Below are 21,691 nucleotides of genomic sequence, written 5' to 3' on the forward strand. Positions count from 1 at the left end.
CCGCGCCGATCCCGGATGCGGGCCCGGCCGCGGGAAGGAGCCACGCATGTCCGACGATCAGCCGCATCGGCCCGATACGCCCCTGCTCGACCGAATTGCCGGGCCGGCCGACCTGAAATCGCTGAGCGACGCACAGCTGACGCAGCTGGCGCATGAATTGCGGGCCGAAACCGTTTCGGCGGTCTCGGAAACCGGCGGCCACCTCGGCGCCGGGCTGGGTGTCGTCGAACTGACCGTGGCGCTGCATGCGGTGTTCGAGGCGCCGCGGGACAAGATCATCTGGGATGTCAGCCACCAGAGCTATCCGCACAAGATCCTGACCGGGCGGCGCGACCGCATGCGCACGCTGCGCCAGAAGGACGGGCTGTCGGGGTTCACCAAGAGATCCGAGAGCGCGCATGACCCGTTCGGCGCGGCGCATAGCTCGACCTCGATCTCGGCCGCGCTGGGATTTGCGGTCGCGCGTGACCTGGGCGGGGCGATCCCCGAAGGCACGGGCGACAGCATCGCGGTGATCGGAGATGGCGCGATGAGCGCGGGCATGGCGTTCGAGGCGATGAACAACGCGGGCCATCTGGGCAAGCGGATGATCGTGATCCTCAACGACAACGAGATGAGCATCGCGCCGCCGGTCGGCGCGCTGTCGGCCTACCTGTCGCGGCTCTATGCCGAAAAGCCGTTCCAGGATCTCAAGGCGGCGGCCAAGGGTGCGGTGTCGCTGCTGCCGGGCCCGTTCCGCGAAGGGGCCAAGCGCGCCAAGGACATGCTCAAGGGCATGGCCATGGGCGGCACGCTCTTCGAGGCGCTGGGCTTTACCTATCTCGGGCCGATCGACGGGCATGACATGGACCAGCTGCTGCCGATCCTGCGCGCGATCCGCGCGCGCGCGACCGGCCCCGTCCTGCTGCATGTGCTCACCACCAAGGGCAAGGGCTATGCCCCCGCCGAGCGGGCCGATGACGGCGGCCATGCCACCGCGCGATTCGACGTGCTGACCGGCAAGCAGAAAAAGGCGCCGTCGAACGCGCCCAGCTATACCTCTGTCTTTGGCGAAACGCTGGCCAGGCTGGCGGCGGCCGACGACCGGATCTGCGCGGTGACCGCGGCGATGCCGGACGGCACCGGGCTGAAGCTCATGGCCGAACGGTTTCCCAGCCGCTGTTTCGATGTCGGCATCGCCGAACAGCATGGTGTGACGTTCTCTGCGGCGCTGGCGGCGGGCGGGATGCGGCCCTTCTGCGCGATGTATTCGACCTTCCTGCAGCGCGGCTATGATCAGGTCGTGCATGACGTGGCGCTGCAGGGTTTGCCGGTGCGTTTTGCCATCGACCGCGCAGGTCTGGTCGGCGCCGATGGGGCGACCCATGCGGGCAGCTTCGATATCGGCTATCTCTCAAGCCTGCCGGGCATGGTGGTGATGGCCGCCGCCGACGAGGCGGAGCTGGTGCATATGGTCGCCACCGCCGCCGCCCATGACGACGGCCCGATCGCATTCCGCTATCCGCGCGGCGAAGGGGTGGGGGTCGAACTGCCCGAGACGCCCGAACCGCTGGAGATCGGCAAGGGCCGGATCGTCGCTCAGGGCGGGCGCGTTGCGATCCTGTCCTTCGGCACCCGGCTGGCCGAGGTGCGCAAGGCCGCCGAATCGCTTGCCGTCCGCGGGATCAACCCGACCATCGCCGATGCCCGTTTCGCGAAACCGCTGGATGAGGCGATGATCCTGAAACTGGCCGAGGATCACGAGGCGCTGATCACCATCGAGGAGGGATCGGTGGGCGGTTTCGGCAGCCAGGTGGCGCAGCTTCTGGCCGATCGCGGCGTGTTCGACCACGGCCTGAAATTCCGGTCGATGGTGCTGCCGGATCAGTTCATCGACCAGGCCGGCCCGGCCGAGATGTATGACGCCGCGGGCCTGAACGCGGCACAGATCGAGGCCAGGGTTCTGGACGTGCTGGACGTGGCGGCGATCACCGGCAGGCGCGCCTGACCGGCTCCTGCCCGGTCGGGCGAACCATGCCGTCGTGGTGTCATGTCTCGCGGGTCAGGAGGTCGGCCAGCCCTTGGGCATAGGTCGGAAAGCGCAGGGTCACGCCGAGGTCGCGCTTGATCCGGTCGTTTCGCACCCGTTTGCTTTCGGCATAGAAGCTGCGGGCCATCGGCGTCATTTCGGCGGTTTCGAAATCCTCGGCGGGCGGCACCGGCAGGCCGAGCAGCTGCGCGGCATGGGCGATCACGTCCTCGGGCGGGGCCGGATCGTCGTCGCAGACATTGTAGATCGCGCCGGGGTCCGGTCGCTCCATCGACGCGGCCAGCACCGATGCGATATCCTCGACATGGATGCGGCTGAACAGCTGGCCCGGCTTGACGATACGCCGGGCGGTGCCGGATCTGAGCTTGGCAAAGGGGCCGCGGCCGGGGCCGTAGATGCCCGCCAGCCGAAAGATGTGCAGCGGCAGGTCCGGGATCGCTTGCCAGTCGGCTTCGGCCCTCACGCGCGCCGCGCCGCGCCGGGTCGCGGGGCGCAGCGGCGTGGTCTCGTCCACCCAGCCGCCCGCGTGGTCGCCATAGACGCCGGTGGTGGACAGGTAGCCGACCCAGCGCAATCGCGGCGCCGCCGCCGCGATGCGTGCGCGCAGGGCGGTCAGCACCGGGTCGCCGTCGGGCGTCGGCGCGGTCGAGATCAGCAGGTGGGTCGCCCGGTCCAGCGCCGGGGCCACATCCGCGCCCGGCCAGATCACCGGCTCTGCGCCGCTGGCGCGCACCGCGTCACGGCCGGCAGCGTCGCGCGTCGTGCCGGTGATCGCCCAGCCTCGCGGCGCCAGCCGCCGGGCCAGCGCCTGCGCGGCATAGCCATGTCCGAATGAAAGCAGGGTTCCGGTCATGCGTCCTGATGCGACGGATCCGGCGCGGAGGCAAGGGCAGGTGCCCCAAAGGCCGCTTGATTCGAATCCCCGCTTGCGTCTTTGATGGGTCATGGCACGCAAACCGCCCGAGCTGAAAGACGCTTACTCGCTGAAATCGCCCGAAGATTCGCGGCGGCTTTATGCCGATTGGGCGGGCGACTACGACGAACGATTTGCCGCGCTGGAAGATTACCAGCTGCATGTGCACACCGCGCGGGCCTTTGTCGGCGCGGGCGGACAGGGGCCGGTGCTGGATGTCGGCGCGGGAACCGGATTGTGTGGCGCGGTGCTGGCCGGGTTGGGGGTCGGGCCGATCGACGCGACCGATATCAGTGCCGAGATGCTGACGGAGGCGCTGAAGAAGGACGTCTATCGCGACGCTTTCGAGGCCGACCTGACCGAAGGTATCCCGGCCCCGCGCGACAGCTATTCCGGGATCGTGTCGTCAGGCACCTTCACCCACGGCCATGTCGGCCCCGAAGGGATCGAGGCGCTGTTGCGCGTGGCCCGCCCCGGCGCCCAGTTCGCGGTTTCGATCAATGCGGCACATTACGAAAGCGCGGGCTTCGCCGCCGCTTTCAAAGCTCTCGGCGACCGGATCGGCGGCCTGAGCCTGACCGAGGTGCCGATCTATGGCGATCTTGCCGTGGGACCGAACCGGGATGATACGGCGCTGATCGCCCTGTTCGAAAAGAGCTGATCTTGGCCGATATAGTCATTGAAAAGCAATGAGTTGCATTCCATGGCTCATGTTTTTCTTTATCTCGGCAATACGCCGTGGCAGGGGGTTATGTCAGCGGCCTTTCCAAACCGGATCGCGTTTTTCCGCAAAGGCGCGGGCGCCTTCCAGCTGATCCTCGGACGAATAGAGAACATCCACCGTGCGGAGCTGGCGCCGGGTGATGCGGTTCATCGCGTCCTGGAACCGTGAATCCTCGGCATCGCGCACGATTTCCTTGATCGCCGCATGGACCAGTGGCGGCCCGAACGCGATCAGCCCGGCCAGGTCACGGGCGCGGTCCATCAAACCGTCGGCGGGCAGGATTTCGTTTACCAGCCCCCAGCGATGCGCTTCCTCGGCGTCGAACCAGCGCCCGGTCAGCAGCAGTTCCATCGCGATGTGATAGGGGATGCGTTTGGGCAGCTTGATGCTGGCGGCGTCGGCGACCGTGCCGGACCGAATCTCGGGCAGGGCAAATGTGGCCGTTTCGGCGGCGATGATCATGTCGGCGCTCAGCGCCAGTTCCAGCCCGCCACCGCAGGCGATGCCGTTCACGGCGGCGATCACCGGCTTGTTCAGGTCGCGCAGCTCCTGCAGGCCGCCAAATCCGCCAATGCCATAATCGCCGTCGACCGCGTCGCCATCGGCGGCGGCCTTCAGATCCCAGCCGGGGGAAAAGAACCTGTCGCCGGCACCGGTGACGATGGCCACGCGCAGGTCCGGATCGTCGCGGAATTCGCGGAACGCCTCGCCCATGATGCGCGAGGTGGCGAGATCGATGGCGTTCGCCTTGGGACGGTCCAGCGTGACGGTCAGGATCGCGCCGTCGCGGCTGGTTTTGACGGGACTGGGCTGCTCGGTCATGGTTCCTTGGCCTTTCGGATCAGGGCATCTGCGGCCACCGCCCGGTCGGGGGTGCACAGCAGGGGGTTGATTTCAACTTCGGCGACGGTCTCGGCATTGGCAAGCACATAGGCCTGCACCGCCCGCACCGCGTCGAGGATCGCGGTCATGTCGGCGGCGGGTTTGCCGCGATATCCCGCCAGCAGCGGCGCCAGTTTCAGCTTTCGCAGGGCGGCTTCGATCCGGGCGGGAGCGGCGGGAACCAGCAGCGACACGGTGTCGGCCAGCAATTCGGCCAGCACGCCGCCCGCGCCGAGCGTCAGCACGAACCCGTGCGCGGGGTCACGGGTGACGCCGATCAGCAGTTCGGCCACTGCGCCGGGAACCATCTCTTCGATCAGGACCTGGTCGGTGCCGATCATGCGGGCGGCCTCGGCCACCTCTGTCCGGGCCAGCCCCAGCCGCACGGCGCCATGTTCGGTCTTGTGGGCCAGCCCGGCGCCTTTGACTGCCAGCGGTTCCGCCAGCGACAGCGCGGCCGCGCCGGCCGCCGCCGCATCGCAGGTCGTGCCGCGCGGCACCGCCAGCCCGCAGGCCGCGAGGGCGGCCTTGGCCCGTGCTTCGGACAGCGTCCGGGTGGCTTCGACCGGGCCGGGCAACAGCACCGGGGCCGGGTCGGGCGGGCGATGGCGCGCCGCCGCTTCGATCGCGGCCAGGGCCGTGTCCAGCCCGGCCATCGGCACGACGCCGCCCGCGATAAGGTCTTCCGCCGGATCCACGGGCATCAGCTCAGGCAGGGACGACACCACCGCGAAAGGGGCGCCGGTCCGGGCCCGGGCGCCGATCGCCGCCTGCGTGGCGCAGGACCAGTCGGCGCGGTCGGTGGTCGGGTAGTCGACGACGCTCAGCGTCAGCGCCAGCCCGTCGCCGGTCAGCGCGGCCCAGGCGCGGGTCATCGCCCCGGCATCGCGCCAGATATAGGTGTGGTAGTCCAGCGGATTGGCCAGCGCTACCATCGGCCCCAGCACCGCCGCCAGCGCCGAGCGCTGGGTCGCGGAAAGCGGCGGCAGGCACAGGTCGCGCCCGGCGGCGAGATCGGCCAGCAGGCTCGCCTCGCCCCCCGAACAGCTGATCGAACCGATCCGGTTCGAGGTTAACGGCCCCACGCAATGCAGCAGCTTCAGGCATTCGAGAAAGGCGGACAGGTCCTGCAGGCGCGGAATGCCCAGCCGGTCGAGAAAGGCCTGCGCGCCCGCGTCGCTGCCCGCCAGCGCGGCGGTATGCGACACGGTCGCGGCCCGGGCCGGCTCCGAGGCCCCGACCTTGATCGCCACCAGCGGGATCCCGCGTGCATGGGCCCTGGCGGCCAGGCGTTCCCATGCGCGCAGGTCGCCGAACCCTTCCACATGCAGGCCGATCGCGGTGATGCGCGGGTCGTCGAGCAGCGCGGTGGCGATCTCGGCCTGCGTGACCTGCGCCATGTTCCCGCAGGTGATTATGCAGGCGATGGGCAGGGCGCGCCGCTGCATGGTCAGGTTGATGGCGATGTTGGAGCTTTGCGTCAGGATCGCGACCCCGCGCGTGACCGGCGTCAGGCCGTGCTGGTCCGGCCAGACCGCAACACGGTCGAGCGCGTTGACAAAACCATAGCAGTTGGGACCGAGGATCGGCATGTCTGCGGCTGCGGCGACGAGCCCTGCCTGCAGCGCACCCGCGCCGGCATCCTCGGCGCGGGCTTCGGAGAATCCCGATGCGAAACAGACCGCACCGCCCGCACCCAGATCCGACAGGGCCTGCACCGCCTCGACGGTGGCATGGCGGTTGATGCCGATGAACGCGGCATCCGGCGCATCGGGCAGCTGTTCGATCTGCGTGAACACGCCATCGCCGCCCCTGGGGTGAACATGCCAGACCGGGCCGTCAAATCCGAACCGCTGCGCCTGACGGATCACCGCCGCCGCCCAATCGCCGCCGCCGATCACCGCGATATGGCGCGGCCGGAACAGGCGGCTGAGGTCACGCATGAGTTTTCTTGCCTCCGGCGGGGATATTTGGAGCAAGAGGAAGAAAGGTATTGTTAACGATGATGCGCCACTGTCGCGGGGCGGTACAGGCGGGGACGCCGATGACCGTGCAAGGGGAAGGGGCCGTGCTCTTTCCACGGAGGGGCCGCCGGGCGGTCCCTCCACTTCCTCTTGCCGGAAATATCCCCGCCGGAGGCATCGCGCGGCAGCGCGATTGCGCCACCCGCCTCATGCACCCAGCGCCCGAAGCAGGTCGCGGCTGATGATATGGCGCTGGATTTCGCTGGTGCCGTCCCAGATCCGTTCCACCCGGGCATCGCGCCAGAACCTCTCCAGCGGGTAGTCGTCCATCAGTCCCATGCCGCCGTGGACCTGGATCGCCGTATCGGTCACCCGCGCCAGCATCTCGGAGGCATAAAGCTTGGCCGAGGCGATCTCCCGGTTCGCGGGCAATCCCTGGTCCAGCCGGTCGGCGGCGGCCAGGGTCAGCAGGTCCGCGGCATCGATTTCGGTGATCATGTCGGCGATCTGGAAGGACACGCCCTGGAACTTGCCGATCTTCTGGCCGAACTGTTCGCGCGTGGCGGCATAGTCGAGCGCGTAGTCGAACACCCGCCGTGCCCGGCCAACCGACATCGCCGCCACGGTAATGCGGGTTGCATAGAGCCAGGTGTTCATCACCTCGAAACCGCCATCGACCTCGCCCAGAACCTGCGCGTCCGGCAGGCGGCAATCGTCGAAATCGAGCACCATGTTCCGGTAGCCGCGATGGCTGACCGACCTGTAGCCGTTGCGGATGTTGAAACCCGGCGTGCCGCGATCCACGAGGAAGGCGGTGATGCGCTTCTTGGGGCCCCTGGGGGTCGTGTCTTCGCCGGTGGCGACGAAGACGATGACGAAATCCGCGTGATCGGCGCCGGAGATGAAATGCTTGGTCCCGTTCACCACCCAGTCGCCGCCATCGCGTCTGGCGGCGCATGTCATCCCCCGCACATCCGAGCCCGCCCCCGGTTCGGTCATTGCCAGCGCGTCCATCCGTTCGCCGCGCACCGCCGGCATCAGGTAGCGGTCCACCTGTTCGCCCTCGCAGGCCATCAGGATGTTCTGCGGGCGTCCGAAGAAATGGTTGAGCGCCATCGAGCCGCGGCCGAGTTCGCGTTCGACCAGCGCAAACTCAAGGTGGTTCAGCCCTGCGCCGCCGACGGTTTCGGGAAAGTTGCAGGCATAAAATCCGAGCGCGATCGTCTTGCGCTTGATTTCGTCGGCGATCTCGGCTGGCACCGCGCCGGTGCGTTCGACGAGGTCTTCATGCGGGTAGATCTCGTTTTCGACGAAGCTGCGGACGGTCGCGGCGATCATCTCCTGTTCTTCGGTCAGTCCGTATTGCATGTCTCGGCCCTTGTGCGATCGGCGCGTGCGGCGCGGCGTGTGAGACCCCGGATGGGGGTGGGGCGGGCGGTTCTGCCCGGTGCCGCGGGGCCGGGCTGTCGCCGGTCAGTCGGCATGGGCCGGCCCGTCGGCATCCGGTATCGCCTGCAACAGGATCATGTTCATGCCGTCCTCCCAGGATCACCTGCGCGGATCGTGCATCCCGGCCGGGCGTGTGACCAACGAAAAAAACGGCGGCTTGCCATTAGTTCGGCTTATGGCAAGGTTATGGGCATGCAGGGCAACCTTCCTCCGCTGGGCTGGCTGCGCGCCTTCGAGGCGGCGGCTCGGCACCTGTCCTTTACCGGCGCGGCGCGCGATCTGAACATGACGCAGAGTGCGGTCAGTCAGCAGATCCGCGCGCTCGAGGCGCATCTGGGCCGGCCCCTGTTCCATCGCCGCCCCCGCGTTCTGGAACTGACCGAGGCCGGGATCACCTATCTGCCGGTCGTGCGCGATGCCTTTCGCACGCTGATGCGCGGCACCCGCGCCGTGATCGGCGAGGCGGGCGACGTGCTGCGGGTCCTGTCCAACCTGAGCTTTGCCGTCCACTGGCTGGCGCCCCGGCTGGCGGGGTTTCATGCCCGCCATCCCGAGGTGCGGCTGGCGATCTCGACCGAGCTGTGGGAGCCGCGCGAACTGGCCGAGGGGGCCGATGTGGAAATCCGGTTGTCGGTGCGGCCCGCCGATACCGTTCGCGCCGAATTGCTGCGGCGGGATCACTATTACCCGGTCTGCGTGCCGGGCTATCCCGTGCGCCTCGATGATCTCGCCCGCCAGCCGCTGTTCGATTGTTCCAACCTGTTGTGTTCCTGGGCGGGCTGGGCCGAGGATCAGGGGCTGGACTGGCCGGACCCGCCGGTGACCTATGCGTCGACCTTCACGGTGACGATGGCGGTGGCGCAGGCCGGCGGGGGGCTGGCGCTGGCCCATGACCTGATCGCGCAGCGGGCGATCGGGCAGGGCGCGCTGGTCGCCCCCTTTGCCCATCGCGCGCCGATGCAGGAAGCCTATTACCTGATCCGGTCGCCCCAGGCCGAAGGCAACCCGGCGGCGGCGATCTTCTGCCGCTGGCTGCGGGCGGAACTGGGCGGTCAGGATGCCCCGGACGGTGGCAGCGGGCGGCTCGGCACCCAGGCATAGCCGTTGGCGCACAGGATATAGCATTCGCGCAGGCCGTGCGGCTTGTCGGCGGGCGGTTGCAGGATCGTGCCGCCGGCGGCCCCGGCGCGGGTTGCGGCCTCGTCGGGGTCGCAGTCATAGAGACGGATCTCGACGCCGGCGCCGCGCGGCGGGGTCTCGGGCAGCAGACCGGGCAGCGGATGGGCATGATAGGTGTGGTCGGCATGGATCTGGAACAGCGCGCCGCCGCAGGCCATGATCGCGAAATCCGCGCTCAGCCGGTGCGCGGTCATCCCGAACACCGCCTGCAGGAACGCGGCCTCGTCGCGCACGTCGCGCACCAGCAGGTTCAGGCCGATCCCCGAAAGCGAGCGGCCGAAATCCGCTGCGGAAACGGTTTCGAAATCCATGCCGCCAGCCTTGCCCGGAACCGCGCCCAAGGCAAGCGCGCAGGTGCGTTCGTCAGGGGTTGCGCCGGGCGGGACAATGGGAAAAGTTGAGCCATGTCGACTGACCCTTTCCCCAGCTGGCCCGATGTCGCCCCCCGCCTGATCGCCGTTGCCGCCGGGCGTGAACCCGCGGATATGGTGATCCGGGGCGGGAACTGGGTGAATGTCCACACCCGCGAATGCCTGCCCGGCCACGACATCGCCATCGCCGCCGGGCGGATCGCCTGCGTCGTGCCGGATGCCGGCGCGCGGACCGGCCCCGGAACGCGGGTGATCGAGGCGGGCGGACGCTACATGATACCCGGCCTGTGCGACGCGCATATGCATATCGAATCGGGCATGCTGACCCCGGCCGAGTTTGCCCGCGCGGTGATCCCGCACGGCACCACGTCGATGTTCACCGATCCGCATGAGATCGCCAACGTGATGGGGCTCGAAGGTGTGCGCCTGATGCATGACGAGGCACTGATGCAGCCGGTCAACATCTTCACCCAGATGCCGTCCTGCGCCCCCTCGGCGCCGGGGCTGGAAACCACCGGCTATGAAATCACCCCCGGAGACGTGGCCGAGGCGATGCAATGGCCGGGGATCGTGGGCCTGGGCGAGATGATGAACTTTCCCGGCGTCGCTGCGGGCGATCCGAAGATGCTGGCCGAGATCGCCGCCACGCAGGCCGCGGGCAAGACGGTGGGCGGGCATTATGCCTCGCCCGATCTCGGCCCGGCCTTTGCGGCCTATGTCGCGGGCGGCCCCGCCGACGATCACGAAGGCACCTGCGAGGCCGATGCGATCGCGCGGACCCGGCAGGGCATGCGCGCGATGATGCGGCTGGGCAGCGCCTGGCATGACATCGAAAGCCAGATCACCGCGGTGACCGAAAAGGGGCTGGACCCGCGCAGCTTCATCCTGTGCACCGACGATTGCCATTCCGGCACATTGGTGGCCGAAGGGCACATGAACCGGGTGCTGCGCCACGCCATCGCCTGCGGCTGCGATCCGCTGGTGGCGTTGCAGATGGCGACGATCAACACCGCCACCCATTTCGGGCTGGAACGCGAGATCGGGTCGCTGACCCCCGGTCGCCGCGCGGATGTGATCCTGACCCCGGACCTGTCCACGCTGCCGGTGGACATGGTCATCGCGCGCGGTCGGGTGGTGGCCGAAAACGGCGCGATCACCGTCGATTGCCCGCATCTCGACTGGCCCGGCCATGCCCGCGATACGGTGCATCTGGGCCACGCGCTGCGGGCGGCGGATTTCGAGATCGCCGCGCCCGCCGGCGCCAATTCTGCCCGCGCCAACGTGATCGGCGTGGTCGAGAACCAGGCACCGACCCGGGCGCTGAAGGCGGATCTGCCGGTGCGCGACGGGCTGGTCGAAGGCGACGGCGATGTCTGCCAGATCGCGCTGGTCGAACGCCACCGCGCCACCGGCGGGGTGGTCAACGCCTTCGTTACGGGCTTCGGGTATCGGGGGCGGATGGCGATGGCGTCGACCGTGGCCCATGACAGCCACCACATGATCGTGGTCGGCACCTGCCGCGACCAGATGGCGCTGGCGGCGAACCGGCTGGCGCAGGTCGGCGGCGGCATCACCGTCTGGCGCGACGGTGACGAACTGGCGCTGGTGAAACTGCCGATTGCCGGGCTGATGTCCGACAGCCCCGCCGCCGAGGTGGCCGCCAGCGCGGACCGGATGATCGAGGCGATGCGCGCCTGCGGCTGCACGCTCAACAACGCCTACATGCAGCATTCGCTGCTGGCGCTGGTGGTGATCCCGGAACTGCGCATCTCGGATATGGGGCTGGTCGATGTCCGCAGTTTCGAACGCATCGACGTGCTGGAGGTGCCGCAATGAGCCTCGTGCGCAGCCCCGATGGCCCGCCGGCCGAGGACTTCACCGATGCCGGGGCCGCGGTGGCGCGGCTGGAACAGCTCTATGACCAGGCCACCGGGTTCATTCGCGACGGGTTTCGCGCCGCCATGCGCGAAGGCCGCCCCGACGCGCGCATCCGTGCCTTCTATCCGGAAATCCGGCTGCGCACGACCAGCTATGCCCAGGTCGATACCCGGCTGAGCTTTGGCCATGTCGCCCGGCCCGGCATCCATGCCACCACGGTGACCCGGCCCGACCTGTTCCGCAACTACCTGACCCAGCAGGTTGCGCTGCTGATCCGCAACCATGGCCAGCCGGTGACCATCGGGGCCTCCTCGACGCCGATCCCGGTGCATTTCGCGATGGCCGCCGACGGTGCCGATACCGTGCCGCAGGAAGGCGCGGCCGGGTTCACGCTGCGCGACGTGTTCGATGTGCCGGACCTGTCGAACACCAATGACGACATCGTCAACGGCACCCGCGACCCCGATGAAGGTATCGGCCCGCTGGCCCTGTTCACCGCGCAGCGGGTGGACTATTCGCTGGCGCGGCTGGCGCATTACACCGCCACGACGCCCGAGCATTTCCAGAACCATGTTCTGTTCACCAACTACCAGTTCTACGTCTCGGAATTCGAAGCCTATGCGCGCAGCCGGCTTGCCGAGGCCGACAGCGGCTATGTCGCGCTGGTCGGGCCGGGCAATACCGAGATCACCGCGCCCGATGCGCCGATGGAGCCGCCGCAGAAACTGCCGCAGATGCCGACCTATCACCTGAAACGCGCCGACGGGTCGGGCATCACGCTGGTCAATATCGGCGTCGGGCCGTCGAACGCCAAGACCGCGACCGATCATATCGCGGTGCTGCGCCCCCATGCCTGGCTGATGGTCGGCCATTGTGCCGGCCTGCGCAATTCGCAGGCGCTGGGGGATTTCGTGCTGGCCCATGCCTATCTGCGCGAGGACGGGGTGCTGGATGACGACCTGCCCGTATGGGTGCCGATTCCGGCGCTGGCCGAGATCCAGATCGCGCTGGAACGGGCGGTGGCCGAGGTGTCCGAACTGGACGGGTTCGACGTGAAACGGATCATGCGCACCGGCACCGTGGCCAGCGTCGACAACCGCAACTGGGAATTGCGCGACCAGTCCGGCCCGGTTCAGCGCCTCAGCCAGTCCCGCGCCATCGCGCTCGACATGGAGAGCGCCACCATCGCCGCCAACGGTTACCGGTTCCGGGTGCCCTATGGCACGTTGCTCTGTGTCTCCGACAAGCCTCTGCATGGCGAACTGAAGCTTCCGGGCATGGCCTCGGATTTCTACAACACGCAGGTCTCGCGCCACCTGAGCATCGGAATCCGCGCGATGGAATCCCTGCGCAGCATGCCGCTGGAGCGGTTGCACAGCCGGAAACTGCGCTCTTTTGACGAAACCGCCTTTCTCTGAGAGGAAAAAAGCGCAAAAAAGCGTTGTTTTCATGGCGCCGGGGGCCACTATTTGTTGTGTTTGCCCACCATATCCCGTTTAATGCGCGCAATGAGGCCCAAGGATCGGGCGAACGAAGGAGAATACAACAATGACCAAGCCGATGACCAAGACACAGCTCGTTGCCGCTCTGGCCGAGGAAATGGACAGCGACAAGAAATCCGCGGCGGCCGCGCTCGATGCGATCTGCGGCCTGATCACCCGCGAAGTCTCGGGCGGCGGCGCCGTGACCCTGCCCGGCGTCGGCAAGATCTATTGCCGCGAACGTCCCGAGCGCATGGTGCGCAACCCCGCCACCGGCGAGCAGTTCAAGAAAGAGGCCGACAAGGTGGTCAAGATGACCATCGCCAAGGCGCTCAAGGACAGCGTCAACGGCTGAACTTGCGCCACGGCGTGAGGATTGCGAGGGTCGCCCCGGGATCGTCCAGGGGCGGCCCTTTTTTTGCGGGTGGTGATGAGGAGGTCTGAAATGGCGGCGGTGACAGGCATTGGCAGCGTGTTCTTCCGGGCCGATAACCCGGAAACGCTGGCCGGATGGTATCGCGACCGGTTGGGGATCGACCTGGCGGGCGGGGCCTGGATGCAGCAGGCCGGGCCAACGGTGTTCGCGCCATTTCCGCGCGACAGCGACTATTTTGCAGCGGATCGCCCGGTGATGCTGAATTTCCGCGTGTCCGATCTGGACGCGATGATCGCCGATCTGCGCGCGGCCGGTGTCGCGGTCGAGACACGGCCGGACTGGGACAGCGCGGTGGGGCGGTTCGCCCGCATCCATGACCCCGAAGGCAACCCGGTCGAACTGTGGGAACCGGCCGGCCCGGCGGCCGGAAACTGACCGCGGGCCGCCGGTGACAGGCTTGCAACCGGGTGCGATTCGGGGAAAGGGTCGCGCGGTTTGCAACGGTGGTTCCCGGAGAGACTGAATGGACGCACGCTCGATTGTCATGGGGCTCGCCTTTGCCCTGATGTGGTCGTCGGCCTTCACCTCGGCGCGGATCATCGTCGCCGATGCCTCGCCGTTGTTTTCGCTGGCGCTGCGGTTCCTGTTTTCCGGCCTGCTGGGGGTCGCGATCGCGCGGGCGATGGGGCAGTCATGGCGCCTGACGCGGGGACAGTGGCGGGCGACGATCCTGTTCGGCGTCTGCCAGAACGCGCTGTATCTGGGGCTGAATTTCGTTGCCATGCAGTGGGTCGAAGCCTCGGTCGCGGCGATCATCGCCTCGACCCTGCCGCTGCTGGTGGCGCTGGCAAGCTGGCTGATCCTGGGCGAGAAACTGAAATGGGCGGGCATTGCCGGGTTGCTGGCCGGCTTTGCCGGGGTGGCGATCATCATGGGGTCGCGGATCAGCGCCGGGGTCGATCCGCTGGGCATCCTGCTCTGCGGGATCGGCGTGCTGGCGCTGACCTTTGCCACGCTGGCGGTGCGCGGGGCCACATCGGGCGGCAATTTCATGATGGTCGTGGGGCTTCAGATGCTGGTGGGGGCGGCGCTGCTGTTCGCCGCCGCGCCGCTGTTCGAAACCATCCGCATCAATCCGACCTGGCCGCTGCTGCTGGCCTTCGTCTATACCACGCTGGTTCCGGGGCTGGCGGCGACCCTGATCTGGTTCATGCTGCTGCACCGGATCGGCCCGGTGCGGGCGGCGACCTTTCACTTTCTCAACCCGGTATTCGGGGTGACCATTGCCTGGGCGCTGCTGGGCGAACGGCTGGGGATCGCCGACCTGATCGGGGTGCTGGTCGTCACCGCCGGTATCCTTGCGGTGCAGCTGTCGCGCCGGCCGGCGGCGCAAACATCTGCGTGACCGGGCCGTAACAGGCTTTTGGCCCGGTGCCGGGTGCCCCATATGATATCCCGACGCAGGTTCGGAGGATCGGATGCCCAACTATCGCAAGGACGAAACCGCCATCGCCGGGCTGACACCCGAGCAATTCCGGGTGACCCAGCAGAACGGCACCGAGGCGCCGGGCAGCGGCGCGCTTCTGGGTAACAAGGAACCGGGGCTCTATGTCGATATCGTGTCGGGCGAGCCGCTGTTCGCGTCGTCCGACAAATACGACTCCGGCTGTGGCTGGCCCAGTTTCACCAGGCCGGTCGAACCCGCGCATGTCAGCGAACTGGAAGATCGCAGCCACGGCATGATCCGGACCGAGGTGCGGTCGGCTAACGGTGACAGCCATCTGGGGCATGTGTTTCCCGACGGGCCGCGTGACCGGGGCGGGTTGCGCTATTGCATCAATTCGGCGTCGCTGCGGTTCATCCATCGCGATGACATGGAGGCCGAGGGCTATGGCGCCTATCTGAACCAGGTGGAGGATATGGCATGACCGAACGCGCCGTTCTGGCGGGGGGCTGTTTCTGGGGGATGCAGGACCTGATCCGCAGGCTGCCCGGCATCGTGCGGACCCGCGTGGGCTATACCGGTGGCGATGTCCCCGATGCCACCTACCGCAACCACGGCACCCATGCCGAGGGGATCGAGATCGTCTTCGACCCCGCGCAGATCAGCTACCGGCAGGTGCTGGAGTTCTTCTTTCAGATCCACGACCCGACCACGCCGAACCGGCAGGGCAACGATCTGGGCCCTAGCTACCGGTCCGCGATCTACTATGTGGACGCGGCGCAGAAAGCCGTGGCCGAGGCCACGATTGCCGATGTGAACGACAGCGGGCTGTGGCCGGGGCCGGTCGTGACCGAGGTTGAGCCGGCCGGCGATTTCTGGGAGGCCGAGCCCGAACATCAGGATTATCGCGAGCGGATCCCCAATGGCTATACCTGCCATTTTCCGCGCCCGGGCTGGGTGCTGCCGAAACGAGACGCGGCAGAGTAGCGGGTTGCGGCCCGGTCGCGGGCAGGGCCGCGCCAAGGGGCGGGCCCGATCCCGCGCCGCGGCTCAGTGGCCCCGGACCGCGCCCGCGTCAAGCGCGGCCAGGTAGTCGCGATAGGTCCGTTCCAGCCCCTCGCGCAGCGGTATCCGCGCCTGCCAGCCAAGCGCCGTCAGCCGCGTCACGTCGACCAGTTTGCGCGGGGTGCCGTCGGGTTTGGACCTGTCAAAGGTCAGTTCGACCTCCGCCCCCACCACCTCGGCCACCAGCCGGGCCAGATCGGCGATCGAGATGTCGTCGCCCACGCCCACGTTCAGCGCCACCTCGCCGGAATAGCTGCGCAGCAGGAACACCAGCGCGTCGGCCAGGTCATCCACATGCAGGAATTCGCGGCGCGGCGTCCCGCTGCCCCAGATTTCGACCTCGCGCGTGCCGCTGGTCCGGGCTGCGTGCATCCGGGCGATGAAGGCGGGCAGCACATGGCTGCCGTTGGGCGAATAATTGTCGCCCGGCCCATAGAGGTTGGTCGGCATCGCCGAGATGTAGTCGCGCCCGTATTGCCGGCGATAGGCCTGGCACAGTTTCAGCCCCGCGATCTTGGCGATGGCATACCATTCATTGGTCGGCTCCAGCGGGCCGGTCAGCAGGCAATCCTCGGGCATCGGTTGCGGTGCGAGGCGCGGATAGATGCAGGTCGAGCCCAGGAACAGCAGCCGCTGAACGTCCAGCGAATGGGCCGCGTCGATCACGTTGGACTGGATGGCCAGGTTTTCCGACAGGAATTCCGCCGGTTGCCGGTCATTGGCGAGGATCCCGCCCACCTTGGCGGCGGCCAGGCAGATGGCGTCGGGTTTCATGTCGCCGATCCAGTCGCGCACCGCCCCCTGGTCGCGCAGGTCCAGCACGTCGCGCCCGGCGGTCAGGATCTCGACATCCTCGGACCCCAGCCGCCGCGTGATCGCCGAGCCGACCATGCCGCGATGGCCGGCGACCCAGATCCGTTTGCCGGCCAGGTCATAGCGGTAGGGATCACCAGTCATCGCGCTGCACCCGTTCGCGTTCGGCGGCCACCGTGTCGAGGTCGGACGCGACCATCTCGCGCACCATCTCGGCCAGCGTCACCTTGGGCGTCCAGCCCAGCACCTCGCGGGCCTTGGTCGGGTCGGCCAGCAGGTGATCGACTTCCGTGGGGCGGAAATATTTTGGATCGACCGCCACCAGCACCCGGCCGCTGGCCGGGTCGACGCCTGTTTCGTCGAGCCCCGTTCCCCGCCATTCGATCCGCTGGTCGACCGCCGCGAACGAGGCGTTGACGAAATCGCGGACCGAGGCGCTTTCGCCGGTGCCCAGCACGAAATCGCCCGGTTCATCCTGTTGCAGGATGCGCCACATGCCTTCGACATAGTCGCGCGCGTGGCCCCAGTCGCGGCGTGCGCCCAGGTTGCCGATCAGCAGCCGGTCCTGCAATCCCAGATGGATCGCCGCGACGGCGCGGGTGATCTTGCGGGTGACGAAGGTTTCGCCCCTGAGCGGGCTTTCGTGGTTGAACAGGATGCCGTTCGAGGCGTGCATCCCGTAGGCTTCGCGGTAGTTCACGGTGATCCAGTAGCCGTAGAGCTTGGCCACCGCATAGGGCGACCGCGGGTAGAACGGCGTGGTTTCGTTCTGCGGCGGCGGGGTGGCGCCAAACAGCTCGGATGTCGAGGCCTGGTAGAACCGCGTGGTCTGTTCCATGTTCAGGATGCGGATCGCCTCGAGAATCCGCAGGGTGCCCACCGCATCGGCGTTGGCGGTGTATTCCGGGGTTTCGAAACTGACCTGCACATGGCTCTGCGCGGCGAGGTTGTAGATCTCGGTGGGCTGCACCTCCTGGATCAGGCGGATCAGGTTGGTGCTGTCGGTCATGTCGCCGTAATGCATGAAGAACCGCACGTCCTCGTTCAGCAGCGGGTCCTGATAGAACCGGTCGACCCGCGCGGTGTTGAACGACGACGACCGGCGTTTGACGCCATGCACGTCATAGCCCTTGGCGAGCAGCAGTTCGGTGATATAGGCGCCGTCCTGCCCGGTGATGCCGGTGACGAGGGCTGTTTTCTTGGTCATTGCGGGAAACCTTGGTGCTGTTGCGTCGCTGGTGCGGGCCACCCTAAACCGTATTCCGGGGCGATGCCGCAAGAAACTGCGCTGCGCTGCGCGGGGAATTTCGCGACAAGTCGGGATATTAGCGGCGTGTTAACCCGGCGCCGCCTATTCCTGTCGTCGGGTGAGCAAAGGTGATGGAAATGGATGCGCGGACCAATGTCGCGCCGGTCATCATCAAGCGCAAGAAGGTCATCGGCGGCGGCGGTCACCACGGGGGCGCCTGGAAGGTCGCCTACGCGGATTTCGTGACGGCGATGATGGCCTTTTTCATGCTGATGTGGCTGCTGAACGCGACGACCGAAAAGCAACGCAAGGGGCTTGCCGATTATTTCTCGCCGACGGTCCCGATCAACCGGGTGTCGGGCGGCGGCGACGGTGCCTTTGGCGGTGACAGCATGTTCGCCGAGGACGTGCTGCCGAAGAACGGCACCGGCGGGCTCAGGACCCGGGCATCCGACGCGCACCGGTCGCGCGGCGAAACCGGCGTCGACGAAACCGCGCCGTCACTGGACGAGGGCGACCCGCTCAGGACCATCGAGGACAGGCTGATGGGCCGGGGGGGCGAAAGCTTCGTATCCAACGACCTGCTGCGCCATGTCGCCACCCGCGTGACCGACGAAGGCCTGATCATCGAGCTTTTTTCGCTGCCCGGGGTGCCGCTCTTCGACGGCGAAACCGCCCGCCCGACGCGGGTCATGCGCGATCTGACAGGGATGGTGGCCCGGCTGGCGGCGACGGTCGAAAACGGTGTCGCGATCGGGGGCCATACCCGCGCCGTTCCCATCGTGCGGGCGGAAAATCCGGTCTGGGACCTGTCTACCGCGCGGGCCGGGCGCAGCCGTGAACTGCTCGAAGCCGCGGGCATGGCGGACCACCGGATCCGGCGCGTCACCGGCCATGCCGACCGCCGCCCGGCGATTGCGAACCCGATGGCGGACCGCAACGCGCGCATCGAGATTATCCTGTTGCGCAGCTGAGCGCGCGCGATGCTCCGGCCCGGATTTCGGGGGAATTTTATCTGTTAGCCTGGTGTTAAGCCGGCGCACGCTAGCTGTTGCGGGACGATTCATGTGTAGCAGAAAGGCGCGCCATGACGATTTCCTCTTCGCTCAACGCCGGTGTGGCGGGGCTGTCCGCCAATGCCAGCCGGCTGGCCTCGATTTCCGACAACATCGCCAATTCCTCGACCTACGGGTACAAACGCGTCCAGACCGATTTCCATTCGATGGTCATCGCGTCGAATGGCGGCAGCTATTCCGCCGGCGGCACCCGCGCGACCACGACCCGGCTGATCGACGCCCGCGGGCCGCTGATATCGACCTCGAACGCGACCGATCTCGCGGTGCGGGGGCGCGGCATGATCCCAGTCGCCTCGGCCGCCGAGGCGGCGGCAGGCGGCGAATCGCTGCAGATGATGCTGACCACGACGGGATCGTTCCGCACCGACGACACCGGGCGGCTGACCACCGAATCCGGCCTGGTTCTGCTGGGGTGGCCGGCGCTGCCCGACGGGACCTTTCCGCCCTATCCCCGCGATACGGCCGCGGCGCTCGAACCGGTGCAGATCAATCTCAACCAGCTGTCCGGTGAACCGACCACGCGGATGACCCTGGGGTTGAACCTGCCCGCGACCGAAACCGAGGCGGGCGGAACCGGCCAGCCGCGCGACCTGTCGGTGGAATATTACGACAATCTGGGCAGATCCGAGAGCATTCAGGTGTCGTTCAGCCCGGCCATTCCGGCGGCCGGCATGTCGAACCAGTGGACGATGGTGCTCAGCGATTCCGCATCGGGCGGTGCGGTGATCGGGGAATACACCCTGACCTTCGACGACAGCCGGGCCGCCGGCGGAACCCTGAGCGCGGTCAGCACGGTGTCGGGCGGCGCCTACGATCCGGCGACCGGGTCGATGGTCGTCAATGTCGATGGCGGACCGATCGAGTTTACCATCGGCGGGATCGGCGACAGCAATGGCATCACCCAGCTTTCCGACCAGTTCGCGCCGGGCACGATTTCCAAGGACGGATCGGCGGTCAGCAACATGACCGGCGTCGAGATCGACGCCAATGGCCAGGTCCATGCCTATTTCGATTCGGGCGCCACGCGGACGATCTACAAGGTTCCCCTGGCCGATGTGCCCAATCCCAACGGGATGGTGGCGCTCAACCACCAGACCTATCTGCCGTCGCCGGATAGCGGCGCCTATTTCCTCTGGGATGCCGGTGACGGGCCGACGGGCGAGGTCGTTGCCTATGCGCGCGAGGAATCCTCGACCGACGTGGCGGGCGAACTCACGTCCATGATCCAGACCCAGCGCGCCTATTCGTCGAACGCCAAGGTGATCCAGACCGTGGACGAGATGCTGCAGGAAACCACCAATATCAAGCGATGACCGGCATCGCGCGAAACGCTGACCGGCCCCGGCAGGAGCATTCGACATGGCATTGACCTCCGCTCTCAACAGCGCGCTGAGTGGCCTGAACGCCGCCAGCCGCGCGTCTGTCCTGGTGTCCGAGAACCTCGCCAACGCGATGACCGAAGGCTATGGCCGCAGGACGCTCGGCCTGGGGTCCAACGGCGATGTCGCGCCGGGCGTTCGGGTGATCGGCGTGACCCGCAACACCGACCCCAGCCTGGTTGCGAGCCGCCGGGGCGCGGATGCCGATCTGGGCGCTGCGGCGGCGCTGTCGCGGTTCCACGCGCGCGTGCTCGACCTCGTCGGCAACTCGGACGAACCGGGATCCATTTCCTCACGGCTGGCTGAGTTCGAATCCAGCCTGATCGAAGCCGCCAGCCGGCCCGATTCGGCGGTCCGGCTCGATGCCGCGGCGCAGGCCGGTGTCGATCTCGCCCGTGCGATATCGGATGCGTCGCGCGGTATCCAGGACATGCGGATCGAGGCGGACCGCGGCATCGGTGACCAGGTGGAACGGCTGAACGCCGCGTTGCAGGAGGTGCGCACCCTCAACGCACGGATTTCCGCCGCGGGCGCCGGGACCGGCGAACAGGCGGCGCTCGCCGACCAGCGGCAGGTGATCGTCGACGAGATCAACGAAATGATCCCCGTCCGCATCGTCGAACGGGATCGCGGCCAGGTCGCCCTGTTCACGCAGGGCGGCGCCACCCTTCTCGACGGGATGGCGGCCGAACTGTCCTTCGAGGTCACCAACCTGATCGTGCCCGAGATGCAGGTGGGCGGCGCCCTGTCGGGGCTCGAACTGAATGGCCGGCCCATCACCCCGTCGGCGGTCGGCGGGGGAACGTTGGCGGCCCGGTTCGCGGTGCGCGACGACCTCGCCGTCGAGGCGCAGGCCGAGCTGGACAGCCTTGCCCGCGATCTGGTCGAACGGTTCGAGGATCCGGCGCTGGACGCGACCCGCATCGCGGGTTCGCCGGGGCTGTTCACCGATGACGGCAACGCCCTCGATCCCGGCGCGGCAACGGGGCTCGCGGGGCGGCTGTCGTTCAACGCGCTTGCCGACCCCGAACGGGGCGGTGCGTCATGGCTGTTGCGCGATGGGCTCGGCGCGGCGACCCCGGGCGATCAGGGCAATGCGCGCCTGCTGCAATCGCTCGGCGCGGCGCTGTCGGCCGACCGGACCCTGACCGGTTCGCCGTTCGGCACCGGTGCCATGTCGGCCTTAGATGCGTCGTCGGCCCTGCTGTCGCAGGTGGCCCGGCGCGACGGGATCGCCGCCCGGACGCTCAGCTTTGCCACGGCGTCCCAGACCGAACTGTTGCGGGCCGAACAGGCGCAGGGCGTCGATACCGACGCTGAATTGCAGTCGCTGATGATGATCGAACGGATCTATGCCGCCAACGCCAAGATGATCGAGACGGTGGACGACATGCTCCAGACATTGCTGAGGATCTGAAT

Annotated in this window: 20 protein-coding genes; 13 read left to right on the forward strand and 7 right to left on the reverse strand. The window is 67.6% G+C overall.

The annotated features are described in order from the left end of the window. Positions 1-46: 46 nt before the first annotated feature. The gene (dxs, locus tag C6Y53_RS14815) at positions 47-1,987 is read left to right on the forward strand and encodes a 1-deoxy-D-xylulose-5-phosphate synthase (protein ID WP_106473133.1); all 1,941 of its coding nucleotides are present in this window, start codon (positions 47-49) and stop codon (positions 1,985-1,987) included. Between the two features lie 40 nt (positions 1,988-2,027). On the opposite strand, the gene C6Y53_RS14820 is transcribed toward dxs, so the two are convergent. Then, on the reverse strand, positions 2,028-2,882 hold the full coding sequence (locus C6Y53_RS14820) for an SDR family oxidoreductase (RefSeq protein WP_106473134.1): 855 nt from the start codon (positions 2,880-2,882) through the stop codon (positions 2,028-2,030). 91 nt (positions 2,883-2,973) lie between these two features. On the opposite strand from C6Y53_RS14820, the gene C6Y53_RS14825 reads away from it, so the two are divergent. Beyond that, complete coding sequence (locus C6Y53_RS14825; RefSeq protein WP_106473135.1) at positions 2,974-3,603, forward strand: class I SAM-dependent DNA methyltransferase; 630 nt, start codon at positions 2,974-2,976, stop codon at positions 3,601-3,603. A gap of 93 nt (positions 3,604-3,696) precedes the next feature. Here the strand turns inward: C6Y53_RS14825 and C6Y53_RS14830 are convergent, their stop codons facing one another. From C6Y53_RS14830 to C6Y53_RS14840, 3 genes are all read right to left on the reverse strand, one after another. Beyond that, positions 3,697-4,488, reverse strand: a complete 792-nt coding sequence (locus tag C6Y53_RS14830; protein ID WP_106473136.1) for a carnitinyl-CoA dehydratase — start codon at positions 4,486-4,488, stop codon at positions 3,697-3,699. After that, positions 4,485-6,491, reverse strand: coding sequence for an acetate--CoA ligase family protein (locus C6Y53_RS14835; protein WP_106473137.1), 2,007 nt, complete (start codon positions 6,489-6,491; stop codon positions 4,485-4,487). Before C6Y53_RS14835 ends, C6Y53_RS14830 begins: the two co-directional genes overlap by 4 nt. A gap of 228 nt (positions 6,492-6,719) precedes the next feature. Next, a complete protein-coding gene (locus C6Y53_RS14840; protein ID WP_106473138.1) occupies positions 6,720-7,880 on the reverse strand; it encodes an acyl-CoA dehydrogenase family protein in 1,161 nt (386 codons plus the stop codon). A gap of 273 nt (positions 7,881-8,153) precedes the next feature. Here C6Y53_RS14840 and C6Y53_RS14845 point away from each other — a divergent pair, with 273 nt between their 5' ends. Beyond that, positions 8,154-9,062: a LysR substrate-binding domain-containing protein gene (locus C6Y53_RS14845; protein ID WP_106474131.1), complete on the forward strand. Its 909-nt coding sequence runs from the start codon at positions 8,154-8,156 to the stop codon at positions 9,060-9,062. On the opposite strand, the gene C6Y53_RS14850 is transcribed toward C6Y53_RS14845, so the two are convergent. Beyond that, entirely contained in the window at positions 9,014-9,451 is a 438-nt protein-coding gene (locus C6Y53_RS14850) for a VOC family protein (RefSeq protein ID WP_106473139.1), read from the reverse strand. The two genes, C6Y53_RS14845 and C6Y53_RS14850, sit on opposite strands and share 49 nt — an antisense overlap. A 93-nt stretch (positions 9,452-9,544) precedes the next feature. On the opposite strand from C6Y53_RS14850, the gene ade reads away from it, so the two are divergent. The 7 genes from ade to msrA all read left to right on the forward strand — a co-directional run bounded on the left by ade (position 9,545) and on the right by msrA (position 15,677). Then, the gene (ade, locus tag C6Y53_RS14855; RefSeq protein ID WP_106473140.1) at positions 9,545-11,347 is read left to right on the forward strand and encodes an adenine deaminase; all 1,803 of its coding nucleotides are present in this window, start codon (positions 9,545-9,547) and stop codon (positions 11,345-11,347) included. Continuing rightward, positions 11,344-12,807, forward strand: a complete 1,464-nt coding sequence (locus C6Y53_RS14860) for an AMP nucleosidase (RefSeq protein WP_106473141.1) — start codon at positions 11,344-11,346, stop codon at positions 12,805-12,807. Before ade ends, C6Y53_RS14860 begins: the two co-directional genes overlap by 4 nt. A gap of 130 nt (positions 12,808-12,937) precedes the next feature. After that, on the forward strand, positions 12,938-13,225 hold the full coding sequence (locus tag C6Y53_RS14865; protein WP_106473142.1) for an HU family DNA-binding protein: 288 nt from the start codon (positions 12,938-12,940) through the stop codon (positions 13,223-13,225). Positions 13,226-13,315: 90 nt separating this feature from the next. Beyond that, positions 13,316-13,681 carry a VOC family protein gene (locus C6Y53_RS14870; protein ID WP_106473143.1) on the forward strand — a complete coding sequence of 122 codons (366 nt, stop codon included), beginning with the start codon at positions 13,316-13,318 and terminating at the stop codon, positions 13,679-13,681. An 88-nt stretch (positions 13,682-13,769) separates the two neighbouring features. After that, on the forward strand, positions 13,770-14,651 hold the full coding sequence (locus tag C6Y53_RS14875) for a DMT family transporter (RefSeq protein ID WP_106473144.1): 882 nt from the start codon (positions 13,770-13,772) through the stop codon (positions 14,649-14,651). 73 nt (positions 14,652-14,724) lie between these two features. Further along, the gene (gene msrB, locus C6Y53_RS14880; RefSeq protein WP_106473145.1) at positions 14,725-15,174 is read left to right on the forward strand and encodes a peptide-methionine (R)-S-oxide reductase MsrB; all 450 of its coding nucleotides are present in this window, start codon (positions 14,725-14,727) and stop codon (positions 15,172-15,174) included. After that, positions 15,171-15,677 (forward strand): peptide-methionine (S)-S-oxide reductase MsrA, encoded by a 507-nt coding sequence (gene msrA, locus C6Y53_RS14885; RefSeq protein WP_106473146.1) that lies wholly within the window; start codon positions 15,171-15,173, stop codon positions 15,675-15,677. The genes msrB and msrA overlap by 4 nt, the downstream gene beginning before the upstream one ends. A gap of 63 nt (positions 15,678-15,740) precedes the next feature. On the opposite strand, the gene C6Y53_RS14890 is transcribed toward msrA, so the two are convergent. Together C6Y53_RS14890 and gmd are read right to left on the reverse strand one after the other, a co-directional pair. Beyond that, positions 15,741-16,712: a GDP-L-fucose synthase family protein gene (locus C6Y53_RS14890; protein ID WP_106473147.1), complete on the reverse strand. Its 972-nt coding sequence runs from the start codon at positions 16,710-16,712 to the stop codon at positions 15,741-15,743. Beyond that, on the reverse strand, positions 16,702-17,775 hold the full coding sequence (gmd, locus tag C6Y53_RS14895; protein WP_106473148.1) for a GDP-mannose 4,6-dehydratase: 1,074 nt from the start codon (positions 17,773-17,775) through the stop codon (positions 16,702-16,704). Before gmd ends, C6Y53_RS14890 begins: the two co-directional genes overlap by 11 nt. A 179-nt stretch (positions 17,776-17,954) precedes the next feature. On the opposite strand from gmd, the gene C6Y53_RS14900 reads away from it, so the two are divergent. From C6Y53_RS14900 to flgK, 3 genes are all read left to right on the forward strand, one after another. Beyond that, positions 17,955-18,791, forward strand: coding sequence for a flagellar motor protein MotB (locus C6Y53_RS14900; protein ID WP_106474132.1), 837 nt, complete (start codon positions 17,955-17,957; stop codon positions 18,789-18,791). Between the two features lie 113 nt (positions 18,792-18,904). Continuing rightward, positions 18,905-20,206: a flagellar hook protein FlgE gene (locus tag C6Y53_RS14905; RefSeq protein ID WP_106473149.1), complete on the forward strand. Its 1,302-nt coding sequence runs from the start codon at positions 18,905-18,907 to the stop codon at positions 20,204-20,206. Between the two features lie 46 nt (positions 20,207-20,252). Beyond that, positions 20,253-21,689 (forward strand): flagellar hook-associated protein FlgK, encoded by a 1,437-nt coding sequence (flgK, locus tag C6Y53_RS14910; protein WP_106473150.1) that lies wholly within the window; start codon positions 20,253-20,255, stop codon positions 21,687-21,689. The last annotated feature ends 2 nt before the right edge of the window (positions 21,690-21,691 follow it).

This window comes from Pukyongiella litopenaei, assembly GCF_003008555.2.
Taxonomy (GTDB): Bacteria; Pseudomonadota; Alphaproteobacteria; order Rhodobacterales; family Rhodobacteraceae; genus Pukyongiella; species Pukyongiella litopenaei.

Bases quoted from the DNA above. Each gene is read 5' to 3' on its own strand.
- gmd (WP_106473148.1), bottom strand. From the start codon at position 17,775: ATGACCAAGAAAACAGCCCTCGTCACCGGCATCACCGGGCAGGACGGC.
- C6Y53_RS14830 (WP_106473136.1), bottom strand. From the start codon at position 4,488: ATGACCGAGCAGCCCAGTCCCGTCAAAACCAGCCGCGACGGCGCGATC.
- C6Y53_RS14825 (WP_106473135.1), top strand. From the start codon at position 2,974: ATGGCACGCAAACCGCCCGAGCTGAAAGACGCTTACTCGCTGAAATCG.
- C6Y53_RS14860 (WP_106473141.1), top strand. From the start codon at position 11,344: ATGAGCCTCGTGCGCAGCCCCGATGGCCCGCCGGCCGAGGACTTCACC.
- C6Y53_RS14870 (WP_106473143.1), top strand. From the start codon at position 13,316: ATGGCGGCGGTGACAGGCATTGGCAGCGTGTTCTTCCGGGCCGATAAC.
- msrA (WP_106473146.1), top strand. From the start codon at position 15,171: ATGACCGAACGCGCCGTTCTGGCGGGGGGCTGTTTCTGGGGGATGCAG.
- msrB (WP_106473145.1), top strand. From the start codon at position 14,725: ATGCCCAACTATCGCAAGGACGAAACCGCCATCGCCGGGCTGACACCC.
- C6Y53_RS14845 (WP_106474131.1), top strand. From the start codon at position 8,154: ATGCAGGGCAACCTTCCTCCGCTGGGCTGGCTGCGCGCCTTCGAGGCG.
- C6Y53_RS14875 (WP_106473144.1), top strand. From the start codon at position 13,770: ATGGACGCACGCTCGATTGTCATGGGGCTCGCCTTTGCCCTGATGTGG.
- C6Y53_RS14850 (WP_106473139.1), bottom strand. From the start codon at position 9,451: ATGGATTTCGAAACCGTTTCCGCAGCGGATTTCGGCCGCTCGCTTTCG.
- C6Y53_RS14820 (WP_106473134.1), bottom strand. From the start codon at position 2,882: ATGACCGGAACCCTGCTTTCATTCGGACATGGCTATGCCGCGCAGGCG.
- C6Y53_RS14865 (WP_106473142.1), top strand. From the start codon at position 12,938: ATGACCAAGCCGATGACCAAGACACAGCTCGTTGCCGCTCTGGCCGAG.
- C6Y53_RS14840 (WP_106473138.1), bottom strand. From the start codon at position 7,880: ATGCAATACGGACTGACCGAAGAACAGGAGATGATCGCCGCGACCGTC.
- dxs (WP_106473133.1), top strand. From the start codon at position 47: ATGTCCGACGATCAGCCGCATCGGCCCGATACGCCCCTGCTCGACCGA.
- C6Y53_RS14890 (WP_106473147.1), bottom strand. From the start codon at position 16,712: ATGACTGGTGATCCCTACCGCTATGACCTGGCCGGCAAACGGATCTGG.
- ade (WP_106473140.1), top strand. From the start codon at position 9,545: ATGTCGACTGACCCTTTCCCCAGCTGGCCCGATGTCGCCCCCCGCCTG.
- C6Y53_RS14900 (WP_106474132.1), top strand. From the start codon at position 17,955: ATGGATGCGCGGACCAATGTCGCGCCGGTCATCATCAAGCGCAAGAAG.
- flgK (WP_106473150.1), top strand. From the start codon at position 20,253: ATGGCATTGACCTCCGCTCTCAACAGCGCGCTGAGTGGCCTGAACGCC.
- C6Y53_RS14905 (WP_106473149.1), top strand. From the start codon at position 18,905: ATGACGATTTCCTCTTCGCTCAACGCCGGTGTGGCGGGGCTGTCCGCC.
- C6Y53_RS14835 (WP_106473137.1), bottom strand. From the start codon at position 6,491: ATGCGTGACCTCAGCCGCCTGTTCCGGCCGCGCCATATCGCGGTGATC.